The following is a 13,364-nucleotide window of genomic DNA, read 5'->3' as shown; positions in this document are numbered from 1 at the left end:
TTATGAAATTTGCGGTGAGAATGCTCATCAAACACGCATCGTCAGAAAACACGAATAACATGGAGTCACCTTATGTCGGGGATACTGGATTCAGTGAATCAGCGCACCCAGCTTGTTGGGCAAAACCGTTTGGAGCTACTCACCTTTCGGCTCAAGAGACGCCAGCGCTACGGAATAAACGTATTTAAAGTCAAAGAAGTGCTACAGTGCCCGAAACTGACCACTATGCCTAACCTGCACCCGTTGGTCAAAGGGATCGCTCACATTCGTGGTCAGACGATCTCGGTGATTGACATGAGCCTGGCGACCGGTGGTCGCCCGATTGAAGATTTGGACAATTGCTTTGTGATCATCTCCGAGTTTAACCGCTCGGTGCAGGGCTTCCTGGTGTCATCGGTTGAGCGCATTATCAATATGAACTGGGAATCGATCCTGCCGCCGCCGAAAGGGGCCGGTAAAGAGAACTACCTGACCGCGGTGACTGAAATTGATAACGAGCTGGTCGAAATTCTCGATGTGGAAAAGATCCTAGATGAGATTTCGCCGGTCAGCACCGACATTACCGGCACGGTTCTGGAAGAGCTGGTCGAAGAGACGCCGACCGTGCGTCGGGTGCTGGTTGCCGATGACTCCAGTGTTGCACGCAAGCAGGTGCAGCGGGCAATTGAAGCGATCGGTTGTGAGTGCGTGTTGGTCAAAGACGGTAAAGAAGCAATTGAGAAGCTGCGCCAGATGGCTTCCGAGCAGAGTATTTACGAGCAATTGGCCCTGGTGATTTCCGATATTGAAATGCCGGAAATGGATGGTTATACCCTCACGGCCGAGATCCGCAATGATGCCAAGCTGAAGGATTTACATGTGATTCTTCATACCTCCCTGAGCGGGGTGTTTAACCAGGCGATGGTTGAGCGAGTGGGCGCCAATGCGTTCATTCCTAAATTTAACCCGGATGAACTGGGTGCTGCGGTGAAAGCCGCCATGCCGCAATAATCGGAATAAGAGTAGTAGATGACAGCCATAACCATAAAAGACCAGGAATACCGTGACTTTTGCCGTTTTTTAGAAGCGCAGTGCGGCATAGTACTTGGCGATAGCAAGCAGTATTTGGTCCGGAGCCGTTTAAGTCCGTTGGTCAGCCGATTTTCGCTATCATCTCTTTCTGAGTTGCTGCAACTGGTGATCAGTGGCCGTAACCGGGAGTTACGGGTCGCAGCGGTCGATGCGATGACAACCAACGAAACGCTGTGGTTTCGTGATACCTATCCGTTTACGGTGCTGGCCGACAAAATTTTGCCGGAGCTGGCGGCAAACAAGCGCCCGATTAAGATCTGGTCTTCGGCCAGTTCTTCCGGCCAGGAGCCGTATTCCATTGCCATGACGGTACTGGAGGCACAGAGCCGCCGGCCGGGGATGCTGGGTGGCGGGGTGCAGATCACCGCCACGGATATCTCCCAGACGATGCTGGATACCTGCCGTGCCGGAGTCTATGACAACCTGGCCCTGAGCCGCGGCCTGTCTCCGGAGCGTCGCCGGACGTTTTTTGAAAATAACGGCGACGGACGGATGAAGGTCAATGACAAAGTCAAGCGCATGGTCAACTTTCGTCCCCAGAACCTGAAAGACAGTTATGCGCTGCTGGGGAAGTTTGATGTCATTTTTTGCCGCAACGTGCTGATTTACTTTTCGCCGGACATGAAGGCCAAGGTGCTCAATCAAATGGCGGCCAGCCTCAACCCGGGGGGGTACCTGCTGCTGGGGGCCTCGGAGTCGCTGACCGGTCTGACCGATAAATTCGAGATGATCCGCTGTAACCCGGGCATTATCTACAAGCTGAAATAATCCCCATGATGCTGAGCCTGTTACTCTGCAGGCTCAGCCCTCTCCCTTTGGCGCTATCTGCCGTCTCTTTTTCCTTGTTGATCTCGCTTATTGATAAAATTGGCACAGCCTTTGCTTTATATCGTTAACGATTTTTGGAGGCTGCAATGTCCATCTCATTCGATAAAGCATTAGGTATTCATCAGCATACAGTTGGCGTACGTGGCAAACGTGCGGAAACCCTGGCAAGTAATATCGCCAACGCCAACACGCCGGGATACAAAGCAAAAGATATCGACTTTCAGCGTGCGCTGAATGCGGCAACCTCAGAGGCAAACATTGGCCTTAGTCGGACCAATGAACGGCATATCTCTGCCTCTACGATGGTGATGGGTGAGCAAAAGTATCGGGTGCCGACTCAGCCGGATACCGGCGACGGCAACACGGTGGACGCGCAGCTGGAACAAAACCTGTTTATGCAAAACGCACTGGAGTATCAGGCGTCACTTGACTTTCTGGGCTCTAAATTCAAGAACCTGAGCAAGGCATTAAAAGGAGAATAATCATGAGCTTGTTTAACGTTTTTAATGTCACGGGTTCTGCCATGAGTGCGGAGTCGGTTCGTCTGAACACCACCTCAAGTAACCTGGCCAATGCCAACAGTGTGAGCAGCTCGGCGGAAGAAACTTACCGCGCCCGCCATCCGGTGTTTGCCGCTGCGCTGGAAAGTGCCCGCTATAATCGCGAAGAGAGCGTGCCGGTACAGGTGAAAGGCATTGTGGAAAGTGAAAAGCCACTGCGGGCCGAATATAACCCGGAGCACCCGTTAGCCAACGCGGAAGGGTATATCTACAAGCCGAATGTGAATGTGATGGAAGAAATGGCCAACATGATTTCAGCTTCTCGTTCCTATCAAAGCAATGTGCAGGTTGCAGATGCCAGTAAGCAGATGCTGATGCAAACATTGCAGATGGGTAAATAAGGGTAAGGAGTGACTGTTATGACCGGTATTAACGGCGCAGGTCAAAGCAATTTGTCCTACCTTGATCAACTCAAGGGGATGCAAGAGAAAAAGCTGCAGGAAGAGCAAAAGGTCACCGGCCAGAATGAGCTGAAGCAGGAAGACTTTCTCTCATTGCTGACCAAGCAGCTTGCCCAGCAGGATCCATTCAAACCTGTCGGGAATGATCAGATGATTGCCCAGATGGCTTCTTTTGCCACCGTGGACGGCATCAACCAAATGAACGAGCAGTTTGGCAGCTTGAACTCTGCCATGACCTCGAACCAGGCGTTGCAGGCCTCTTCTCTGGTCGGGCGGGATGTGTTGGTCCCGAGTGCCACTGGGGTGAAAACGGCCGAGGGTTCGGTGGCCGGGATGGTCAAACTGCCGCAGGCGCTGAACAACATGATGCTGCGCATTGAAAATGAGCAGGGCCAATTGATTAAAACCCTGGATATGGGCGCCAAGCCGTCGGGGGAACATCGGGTAGAGTGGGACGGTAAGGACGATAACGGCAATTTATTGCCGGAGGGTCGCTACCAGCTCAAGGTTGCCGGGTTAGTCGACGGTGAAAACCGTGAGTTTGACGTCTCCACGTATGCCAATGTCAACAGCGTGTTGCTGGGGAACGGCGACGGGAATGTCATGCTGAATCTGGCGGGCTATGATTCGCCGTTCAAACTGTCTGAAGTACTGGAAGTCGGCAAGGTTTAACCGGTTTTAGGAGATGTAACACATGGGATTTAATATTTCACTCAGCGGTATCGGGGCTTCGCAGAAAGACCTCAATACCACCAGTAACAACATTGCCAACTCCAATACCTACGGTTTTAAAGAGTCCCGTGCCGAGTTCGGTGATGTGTATTCAAGCTCGATTTTTTCGAATGCCAAAACCACTACCGGGGGCGGGGTGCAAACCTCTGTCGTGGCTCAGCAATTCCACGAAGGGTCGAGTATCTATACCAATAACCCGATGGATTTGCGGATTTCGGGCAGCGGTTTTTTCGCGGTTGCGGATGATAAATTGCAGCCACAAAATAACAGCCTGACCCGAAACGGCGCATTTCACCTTGATAAAGACAACCAAATTGTTAACTCCGAGGGCCAGTACCTGCTGGGTTATCAGGTCGATCAGGAAACCGATCAGGTCACCTCTTACGAAGCACAGTCTTTGAAAGTGCCGGATCAGTTTGGTCAGCCACGGGCATCTGGGAATGTTGAGGTTGGGGTGAACCTGCCGGCCAACGCGGACGTCAAAGATCCTAAGCAATTCGATTTCAATAACCCGGATTCTTACAATAAATCGACCTCCGTAACGATTTATGACTCCCTGGGTCAGCCGTACAAGATGACGACGTATTACGTGAAAGATAATACGGCGGCAAATCGCTGGGCGGTTTACTACACTGCGACCGATTCTACCGGAGAGAAGCCGGTCAATGTGGTCAATGGCGGCTCAGCCACAGCCACCGGCCAGCAGGGCAGCTTTCTTGATTTTAATACCGATGGCTCAGTGGCTTCGGTCAATGGCGGTAACCCAATCCAAACCGAGCCGCTCGGCGCAGCAGGTGCCGGTCTGAACCTGAACGGTGCGGATGAAAACCAGACGCTGTCGGTGAACTTTGATGAGCCGACCCAATATGCGGCGCCGTTTGAAATTCGTCGCTTTAACGAAGACGGGGCGACAACCGGCTATCTGGCTAAAGTCGATATCGATGCCAAAGGCTCGATTGTCGCGACTTATAGTAACGGTGAGAACGTCACTCTGGGCCGTGTCGGCATGGTGCGGGTCCCGAATGAGCAGGGCCTGGTCTCCAAAGGCGGTACCCAGTGGGTGGCAAGCCAGGATTCCGGCGCTGCCATCTGGGGTGAAGCCAGCCAGGGGGCCTTTGGCGCCGTGAAGAGCGGCACCCTGGAGCAGTCCAACATTGATATGACCCAGGAGCTGGTGGATTTGATCACCGCACAGCGCAACTTCCAGGCCAACTCGCGTGCCCTGGAGGTGGATAATCAGCTGCAGCAGACCATTCTGCAAATCCGCTAATCCCATCCGGGCTTCAGGTGGCGCTCACGCGTCGCCTGAAGCAGCCATTGCCGCTGTTTGGCCTTTGCGTTAAAAAAGCGGCAATGGTTGTCCGAACCTGCCATAAAATTGTCTCTCTCTGGCCGCCTGCGTTCGCAGATTTGGCTAACCTCCTGATTTGTAGTTGCTATTTTTAGTGGCATAGTTATTGCTTTATTTTGTCCAGATTGTGATTGGAGAGGCAATAATGGATCGTTCACTGTATTTGGCCATGAGTGGCGCCAAGCAAGACATGTATGGGTTGCAGTTGCATGCCAACAACCTGGCCAACGTGCGGACGACGGGTTTCCGTGCCGATTTGGCGCAGGCCCGCAGTATGCAGGCATACGGTGAAGGGTTGCCGACCCGGGTATTTTCGATGACGGAGAGCCCCGGGCAGGATATGTCACAAGGCTCGGTGATGACCACGGGTCGGGATCTTGACGTTTCTGTTGAAGGTGACGGTTGGTTGACGGTTGTGGACCCGACAGGCCAAGAAGCCTATACCCGTGCCGGCCATCTGAAGATCGATCAAACCGGGATGCTGCAAAACAGCAGCGGCCACCTGATGATGGGTGAAAACGGCGGCCCGATTTTTATTCCACTCCCAATCAGCAAAATTGAAGTCGGTAAGGACGGAACCATTTCCGTGCTGCCGCAGGGGGCACCACCGGAAGCGATGGAAGTGATCGATCGCCTGAAACTGGTTCGCCCGGATCATGCCGATCTGCGCAAAGACGCCAATGGCCTGTTTAAATCCAAAACCCCGAATGAAGTGTTTGACGCAGATGCCGGTGTCACGCTGCTGAAGGGGGCACTGGAAGGCAGCAATGTCAATGCGGTGGGGGAAATGACCAGCATGATCGACCTGCAACGCCATTTTGAAATGCAGGTCAAACTCATGAAAACAGCAGAAGAAATGGATGCGGCATCTTCGTCACTGCTGCGTTTAGGCTAAACCGATAAGAGGAATTCAATATGCATCCGGCACTATGGGTCAGTAAAACAGGTCTTGACGCGCAGCAAACCAATATTTCGACTATTTCGAATAACCTGGCGAACGCCTCGACCGTGGGCTTTAAGAAAAGCCGTGCGGTCTTTGAAGATCTGTTCTATCAAAATATTAACCAACCGGGCGGCCAGTCGACGCAGGATACTGAACTGCCGTCCGGCTTGATGCTGGGGGCCGGCGCGAAAGTGGTCGCGACCCAGAAAGTCCATACGCAAGGCAATACCCAAACCACCAACAACGCCATGGACATGATGATCGAAGGGGACGGTTTCTTCCAGATCCTGCTGCCGGACGGCAACATGGGGTATACCCGCAATGGTCAGTTCACCATTAATGGTGAAGGGCAGCTGGTGACCAGTGGTTCAGGCTATGTGCTGCAACCGGAAATTGTGGTGCCGGAAGATGCGGTTGGGATCACCATTGGGACCGACGGTGAAGTGTCGGCGCGGATCCGGGGCCAGCAGGAAAACCAGGTGCTGGGTCAGATCACCACCGTTGACTTCATTAACCCGGGCGGTCTGGAGCCGATTGGCCAGAACATGTTCTTGCCGACCGGTGCCAGCGGGGATGCCCAGGAAGGGGTTCCGGGCCTGGACGGACTGGGTTCAATCCGCCAATCCATGCTGGAGACGTCGAACGTGAACGTCACCGAAGAGCTAGTGAACATGATTGAAGCCCAGCGGGTCTATGAGATGAACTCGAAAGTGATCTCGACCGTGGATCAGATGCTCAGCTACGTCAACCAGCAGCTCTAATCGGGAGTTAATGTGGCGATGAAGAAACTCATTTTGGGCTTGGTCCTGGTGCTCTCCGGCTGTACTCAATTTCAGTTAGAGCAGGAACAAACGTCGGATGTTGCGCAGGCAACATCGCCGATCGATGCCGTGGAAGGCACCACCAAGCAGGATGGTGATCTGATCGACCGCATGCGTCGCCGTGATGATCCCCAAGCCGGTGATCCGGCCTGGACCGGTATCCGGCCGCAACAACAGCCAGAGCATTACTCAACGGCTACCGGTTCGTTGTTCGATGCCGCCGGGGCGCAGGATCTGTATGACGATACCAAACCGCGCGGGATCGGCGATATCGTCACCGTGATGCTGGAAGAAAAAACGCAGGCCAAGAAAAGTGCCAGTTCGGATTTGGATAAATCTGCCGATCTGTCGATGGATCCGATTGTTCTGGGCGGGAAGCCGCTCACGATCGGCGAGCGGGACTTGTCGTACGCCCTGAGCAACGCCAATACCTTTGCCGGCAGCTCATCGGCAGATCAGAGCAACAGCATCCAGGGCTCGATCTCGGTGGAAGTGATTGAAGTGCTGGCCAACGGCAATCTGTTGGTCCGTGGCGAGAAATGGCTGACGTTAAATACCGGGGATGAATATATCCGGGTCAGCGGCACCATTCGACCGGATGATATCAGCCAGGAAAATACCATCGCCTCGACCCGGATTGCCAATGCCCGGATCCAGTACTCCGGCACCGGTGATCGTCAGGACGTTCAGGAGCAGGGCTGGCTGGCCCGGTTCTTTAACGTCAGTATTTAAGCCGGTTGAATCAAGTGATTGATCACTCGGCCCTGTTAAACTCAGAGATGCCTGAACATCGGGATCAGCGGAGTACCAAGTGAAATTTTCGACAATGTTGATGGGCCTGATCCTGCTGTTGGCGATGCCGACACAAGCGGCTCGGATCAAAGACGTGGCGCAGGTTGCCGGCGTGCGCAGTAACCAGCTGGTGGGGTATGGCCTGGTGGTCGGCTTGCCGGGGACCGGGGAAACCACGCCGTTTACCGATCAGAGCTTTAATGCCATGTTGCAGAACTTTGGTATTCAGCTGCCGGCGGGGACCAAACCGAAAACCAAGAATGTCGCGGCAGTGGCCGTGAATGCAACCTTGCCACCGTTTACCAAGCAGGGGCAGACCATCGACATTACGGTCTCTTCCATTGGCTCGGCCAAGAGCCTGCGGGGCGGAACGTTGCTGCAAACCTTCCTCAAAGGTCTGGACGGTAAAGTGTATGCGATCGCGCAGGGGAGTTTGGTGGTCGGGGGATTCAGTGCCGAGGGCGCTGATGGCTCCAAGATCGTCGCCAATACACCGACTGTCGGCCATATCTCCAATGGCGCCATGGTGGAGCGGGAAGTCCCGAATCCGTTTGGCCGTGGGGATTTTCTGACTTTTAACCTACTGGAATCTGATTTCACGACGGCCCAGCGGATGGCTGACGCGGTGAACCAGTTTCTCGGGCCGCAGATGGCTGCTGCCGTCGATGCCACGTCGGTTCGGGTTCGGGCGCCGCGCGATGTCAGCCAGCGGGTTGCATTTCTGGCGACCATTGAGAATCTCGAGTTCGAGACCGCTGACGGCTCGGCCAAAATCATTGTCAACTCGCGCACCGGCACCATTGTGGTCGGCCAGCATGTCCGGTTGAAACCGGCGGCCATCACCCATGGCGGGATGACGGTAACGATCAAGGAAAACCTCACGGCCAGCCAGCCGAATGCGTTTTCCGGCGGCAATACGGTGCTGGTTCCGAATTCGGACATCAATGTTGAGGAAGAAGATTCCCGGATGTTCAAGTTCGAGCCGGGCGTAACATTGGATGAGCTGGTCCGGGCCGTGAATCAGGTCGGCGCGGCGCCGTCAGATTTGATGGCGATTTTGCAATCCCTGAAACAGGCCGGGGCCATTGAAGGCCAGCTGATCATTATTTAAACCTTTTCTCCAAGAACTGTAGCGCGACTGACTGTAGGTTTATGACTATGAAGACCACCGAACCGGGCTTTATTCATGATATCTCCAACCTGGAACGGTTGCGGGCCGGGATTAACAACGACGAAAGTGCCTCATTGCGTGGTGCGGCGCAGCAGTTTGAGGCGTTGTTCACCCAGATGCTGTTTAAATCCATGCGTCAGGCGAACGAGGCATTCGAGTCGGATTTAATGAGTAGTAATAACACCAAGTTCTTTGAGCAGATGCGTGATGAGCAGATGGCCAGTGAACTCAGCACCACCGGATCGCTCGGGCTTGCCGATCTGATTGTGTCGCAGTTGGGTGGGGTGGAAGATCAGGCGGTTTCAGCCGATGAGCCGGCGTTTCGGGAAGCGGCCAAGGAAGTTCCGCTGAACTGGCCGCCGGAGCCAAAGCCGCTGGCGGATCGCCAGTCGGATAAAGCGATGCCCGTGGATAAAGCGATACTTACGGACAAAGCCCTGATCGAAAAAGCCGCGGATGATGCGCTGTCGTTGATGCAAAAAACGCAACCCGCGACTTTCACTGCGCCGTTACCGCCCCGGAAAGTCGCAGCCCCTGAGCCCGAGTTTCGCTCCCCGGAAGATTTTGTGTCCCGCATGCGGCCCTATGCGGAAAAGGCTGCCCATGCCCTGGGGACGGATCCGTCGGTGCTGATCGCACAAGCAGCACTGGAGACCGGCTGGGGGAAGAAGGTGATCCGCAACGCAGCCGGCAACAGCAATAACTTGTTTAATATTAAGGCCGATCCGCGTTGGTCGGGCAACAAGGTTGCGACCAGTACCCTGGAGTTTCACAACGGGATCCCGGTACAGGAAACAGCGGCGTTTCGCTCTTATGATAACTATCAACAGAGCTTTAATGACTATGTCCGCTTTCTCAATGAGAACCCACGCTACTCGCAGGCCTTAGAGCAGCCGGCAGATCCGGTCCGCTTTATCCGCAACCTGCATCAGGCCGGCTATGCGACCGACCCCAAATATTCCGATAAAGTCATCAGCGTAATGGACACCGTCAAACGCTTGATGCAATAACCAGGTTGCCGTCGGTGTCTGAAGGGCTGCGATGTTGCTCGCCGCAGCCCGGCACCGGATGGACAGAACAGCCTTGCTCCCCGCCTGAGCCGGTCCGGCAAACTCTTGCCTGTCAGCGTTCCACGCTGCACATTTCATTCGATAATTTATTATAAATCAATCAACTAGTGTTGATTGATTTATGTGGCTCGATTCTTGCTTATTTATCCCCAGATGATACTCACCCCCTCAGTGACGGAGGATCCATGGGGTTTGACTTGCTCAACCTTGGCTCGCAGGGGCTGATGACTGCTCAACGGCAGCTCAATACCACCAGCCATAACATTAACAATGTTAATACCGAAGGCTACAGCCGTCAGTCTGTGGTCCAGCAAGCCAATGATCCGATTTGGTGGGGGGGCAACCAATACGGCACCGGGGTTCATGCGGCAGAAGTTCGCCGCGGGTTTGATCAGTTTGCCACCAACGAACTGAACCTGACCACCACGAATCTGAGCTATGCCATGGAGCGGGAAGGGCAACTGGGCCGACTGGATAACATGCTGGCCAACAGTGCCAAGAAAATTCCGGAAGATATGAACCAGTGGTATGACGCCGTGAAGGCCCTGGCCGATAGCCCGAATGATATGGGGTCACGCAAAGTGGTGCTGGAAAAAGGCAAGATGGTGGCAGCTGGTCTGAATGACAACTACACCATTCTCGCGCGTCAGCAATCAGAAACCAACGAAGTCCTGTCACGCACCCTGAACCGGGTCAATGACATTGCCCGGGAGTTGGTGGATGTTCACAAAGCGTTGGTGAAAACCCCGGCATCCGGTCATGACAACGATCTGCTGGATCGCCATCAGAGCTTGATCAATGAGCTGTCTGAATATACCAAGGTCACGGTGACCCGCAAGAATGACGAAAGCTTCAACGTCATGATTGGCAGCGGCCATACCCTGGTTTCCGGAACGGAAGCCAGTGAGCTGCGCATGGTCAGCGGCAAACCGGATCCGCAGCAGACCCAGTTGGCGATTGTGGAAGGAAAATCGCTGAAAACCATCCGAAATGATGATATCGGCGGAAAAATGGCCGCCTTATTTCAGTTTCGTGATGAAACCCTGACCCATGCGATGGATGAGATCGGGCGGATTGCGATCGGTTTTTCCCATTCGGTGAACGAACTGCAGCAGCAGGGGTTGGATTTGCAGGGGCAGGTCGGTCAGCACATGTTTCGCGATGTCAACGATCCGGCGGTGGCAGCGGCCCGGGTGATGCTCCCGGCGGGGTCGAATGCGGATCTGAAAGTCTATGTCGAAGATCTCAGCCGGATCAAAATCGGCGAGTACGGCCTGACGTTTGATGGCAGCCAGCACACCCTGGCGATGCCGGATGGCAGCCGCCAGACGGTGATCCCAAGCGGCACCCCGTCGGCATTTTCAATGGATGGCTTCCGGGTGGAAATGGAAGTGCCGATGAAAGCCGGGGAGCGGGTTGTGCTGCGACCGACCCGTTCGGCGGCCGGAGAGATCAGCATGACCCTGGCTGATCCGGCCGGCATTGCCGCCCAGAGTTATTTAAGCTCTGCCAGCCAGATCCAGGGCGGCGCAGAGTTTAACGTGACCCGCGCCGGGGGATTGCAGGAATTTCAGGTGGCGGTGTCGCCGGATGCCAGCCAGTTTGCCGTGCTGGATAAGCAAGGCAATATTTTGCAGCCGCCGCAGCCTTATCCGCCGTCCGGAGAAGTGCTTGTTGGCGGCAATGGCTTCACGCTGGGGCCGGGTGCTGCGGGAGGCGATCTGTTTGCGGTCAACCTCAATGCGGCGGACGGGGACAACGGCAATCTGATCCGGATGCAGAACCTGCAGGCGGACAAATTCATGGACGGTGGCCGTGCCACCGTGATTGATGTCTACCAGGGGCTGAATACCGAGATGGGGGTCCAGAAGGCTTCTGCCTCGCGCCTGAAAGAAGTCGGGCTGGTGGAGAAAGATGCGGCCGAGGGCCGGGTGGCAGAAATTGCCGGGGTCAACCTCGATGAAGAGGCGGCAAATATGATGAAGTTCCAGCAAGCCTATATGGCTTCATCCCGGATCATGACCGTTGCCAACGAAACGTTTGACACCTTATTGAATGCTTCACGCTAGGGAGACTGACAGACCATGATTAGCCGAATTGCCAGCTTCCATAATTATCAGTCGGTAGCCAATGACATGAACCGCCAGCAGGTGAAAGTGGCGGAGAACCAGCAGCAGCTGGCTTCCGGCAAGCGCCTGCTGACGGCCGGAGACGACCCGGTCTCCTCAATTTATATTCAGAATTTTGATCAGCAAAATACCCAGCTTGAACAATCGCTGAAATCGATCACCTTGGCCCGTAACCGGCTGGACAACGAAGAAACCGCGATCACTGAGGTCGAAAACCTGCTCGACGAAGCCAAACGCAAGTCGATGATGATGGTGAACGGCTCGTTGTCTGGCGATGATCGCCTGGCGCATAAGCAGGATATGCAGGGGCTGTTTGATTCGTTTATGAATCTGGTCAACACCCAGGATGAATCCGGGAACTACGTGTTTGCCGGAACCCAGTACAGCAAGCAGCCGTTTTTCCGCGATAACAACGGCCATGTCAGCTACGTCGGCGACAGCTACCAGCGCATGGCCAAGGTGGCTCCGGCCGTGGAAGTGCCGATGAATGATGCCGGCGACAAGCTGTTCCTGGAGGTTACCAATCCGTATGGCGATTACCAGCCGGACTATCAGTTGCAGGAAGGCTCGATGTTGTTGCTCTCGCAAGCGACCAACAGCAACGATGCCGATCAGTCCGCGTACCGGGTTGAGTTTACGACTGCACCGTCCGGCACTTCGTACCAGCTGTACCAGAATGGGGCAGTGGTCAGCAGCGCACCGTTCGAGCCCGGCAAAGGGATTGAATGGGGCACCCTGAAAGTGGACATCGAAGGGGAAATCGAGAATGGCGACGTGATCGACTTGTCCCGCCAGGACAAAGTGAACGTGTTTGATGCTTTTCGCCGCGGTATCGAGCTGTCGGATCGCAGCGTATCCGATGCTTCAGCGTCTGCCGAGCTACACCAGGTCGCCGCCGAGTTATCCGAAGGGTTCAAGCATATCAACCGGGCCCGCTCCGAAATTGGTACCCGGCTGCAAACCTTAGATCGCCAGGAAGATATGCATGAAGATTTCCGGATCGTGATGAAGCAGGCCCGCGGGACGCTGGAAGATCTGGATTATGCCACCGCGGTCATTGAACTGAATGAAAACATGATGGCGCTGCAGGCATCCCAGCAGGCCTTTGCCAAAACCAAAGATTTGAATTTGTTTAACTACATCTGATCCGATTGCTTGCGGCACTAGGCACTAGGCACTAGGCGCTAAGCACTAAGCACTAGGCGCTAAGCACTAAGCACTAGGCGCTAAGCACTAAGCACTAAGCACTAAGCACTAAGCACGGCAGGATAGCGGGTGCTGGCGGCAAAAGATGAACGCGGCTTCCGGCAAAGTTTCGGCAAAGTGGCAACTGAACTGGCACGGGCTTGCCGCTTTCGCCAAGATAGCGTGACATAAAGGCATATTTGACTGTTATTAAAGGGAATTTTTTTTGGCACGATGATTGCTTAATAAGATTACTACCATGAATTCTCGGCAATGATGTTGCCGATATGATTTACAACTTATAGCTGGC

13 protein-coding genes are annotated in these 13,364 nt (G+C 54.4%); all 13 read left to right on the top strand.

Annotation, left to right across the window (positions count from 1 at the left end; all coding sequences use genetic code 11):
* Nucleotides 1-72 precede the first annotated feature (72 nt).
* The 13 genes from NH461_RS12440 (at nucleotide 73) to flgL (ending at nucleotide 13,015) form a co-directional block, all read left to right on the top strand.
* Nucleotides 73-990 carry a chemotaxis protein CheV gene (locus NH461_RS12440; protein ID WP_261600656.1) on the top strand — a complete coding sequence of 306 codons (918 nt, stop codon included), beginning with the start codon at nucleotides 73-75 and terminating at the stop codon, nucleotides 988-990.
* 18 nt (nucleotides 991-1,008) lie between these two features.
* The gene (locus tag NH461_RS12435) at nucleotides 1,009-1,839 is read left to right on the top strand and encodes a CheR family methyltransferase (protein WP_261600655.1); all 831 of its coding nucleotides are present in this window, start codon (nucleotides 1,009-1,011) and stop codon (nucleotides 1,837-1,839) included.
* Between the two features lie 146 nt (nucleotides 1,840-1,985).
* Entirely contained in the window at nucleotides 1,986-2,381 is a 396-nt protein-coding gene (gene flgB, locus NH461_RS12430) for a flagellar basal body rod protein FlgB (RefSeq protein WP_261600654.1), read from the top strand.
* A 2-nt stretch (nucleotides 2,382-2,383) separates the two neighbouring features.
* Nucleotides 2,384-2,800 carry a flagellar basal body rod protein FlgC gene (gene flgC, locus NH461_RS12425; protein WP_261600653.1) on the top strand — a complete coding sequence of 139 codons (417 nt, stop codon included), beginning with the start codon at nucleotides 2,384-2,386 and terminating at the stop codon, nucleotides 2,798-2,800.
* An 18-nt stretch (nucleotides 2,801-2,818) separates the two neighbouring features.
* Nucleotides 2,819-3,532, top strand: a complete 714-nt coding sequence (gene flgD, locus NH461_RS12420; RefSeq protein WP_261600652.1) for a flagellar hook assembly protein FlgD — start codon at nucleotides 2,819-2,821, stop codon at nucleotides 3,530-3,532.
* A gap of 22 nt (nucleotides 3,533-3,554) precedes the next feature.
* Nucleotides 3,555-4,862, top strand: coding sequence for a flagellar hook protein FlgE (gene flgE, locus NH461_RS12415; protein ID WP_261600651.1), 1,308 nt, complete (start codon nucleotides 3,555-3,557; stop codon nucleotides 4,860-4,862).
* A 226-nt stretch (nucleotides 4,863-5,088) separates the two neighbouring features.
* Nucleotides 5,089-5,838: a flagellar basal-body rod protein FlgF gene (flgF, locus tag NH461_RS12410; protein WP_261600650.1), complete on the top strand. Its 750-nt coding sequence runs from the start codon at nucleotides 5,089-5,091 to the stop codon at nucleotides 5,836-5,838.
* Nucleotides 5,839-5,858: 20 nt separating this feature from the next.
* On the top strand, nucleotides 5,859-6,647 hold the full coding sequence (gene flgG / locus NH461_RS12405; RefSeq protein WP_261600649.1) for a flagellar basal-body rod protein FlgG: 789 nt from the start codon (nucleotides 5,859-5,861) through the stop codon (nucleotides 6,645-6,647).
* A gap of 18 nt (nucleotides 6,648-6,665) precedes the next feature.
* Nucleotides 6,666-7,439: a flagellar basal body L-ring protein FlgH gene (flgH, locus tag NH461_RS12400; protein ID WP_261600648.1), complete on the top strand. Its 774-nt coding sequence runs from the start codon at nucleotides 6,666-6,668 to the stop codon at nucleotides 7,437-7,439.
* Nucleotides 7,440-7,533: 94 nt separating this feature from the next.
* Nucleotides 7,534-8,610, top strand: coding sequence for a flagellar basal body P-ring protein FlgI (locus NH461_RS12395; protein ID WP_261602902.1), 1,077 nt, complete (start codon nucleotides 7,534-7,536; stop codon nucleotides 8,608-8,610).
* Between the two features lie 47 nt (nucleotides 8,611-8,657).
* Nucleotides 8,658-9,680 (top strand): flagellar assembly peptidoglycan hydrolase FlgJ, encoded by a 1,023-nt coding sequence (gene flgJ, locus NH461_RS12390; RefSeq protein WP_261600647.1) that lies wholly within the window; start codon nucleotides 8,658-8,660, stop codon nucleotides 9,678-9,680.
* A gap of 245 nt (nucleotides 9,681-9,925) precedes the next feature.
* Nucleotides 9,926-11,809 carry a flagellar hook-associated protein FlgK gene (gene flgK / locus NH461_RS12385; RefSeq protein WP_261600646.1) on the top strand — a complete coding sequence of 628 codons (1,884 nt, stop codon included), beginning with the start codon at nucleotides 9,926-9,928 and terminating at the stop codon, nucleotides 11,807-11,809.
* 15 nt (nucleotides 11,810-11,824) lie between these two features.
* Nucleotides 11,825-13,015 (top strand): flagellar hook-associated protein FlgL, encoded by a 1,191-nt coding sequence (gene flgL / locus NH461_RS12380; RefSeq protein WP_261600645.1) that lies wholly within the window; start codon nucleotides 11,825-11,827, stop codon nucleotides 13,013-13,015.
* The last annotated feature ends 349 nt before the right edge of the window (nucleotides 13,016-13,364 follow it).

The sequence above is a fragment of the Photobacterium sp. TY1-4 genome (assembly GCF_025398175.1).
In the GTDB taxonomy this organism is placed as follows: Bacteria; Pseudomonadota; Gammaproteobacteria; order Enterobacterales; family Vibrionaceae; genus Photobacterium.
The sequence above is the reverse complement of the archived record's forward strand: the minus strand, read 5'-3'. Positions and strand labels throughout refer to the sequence as shown.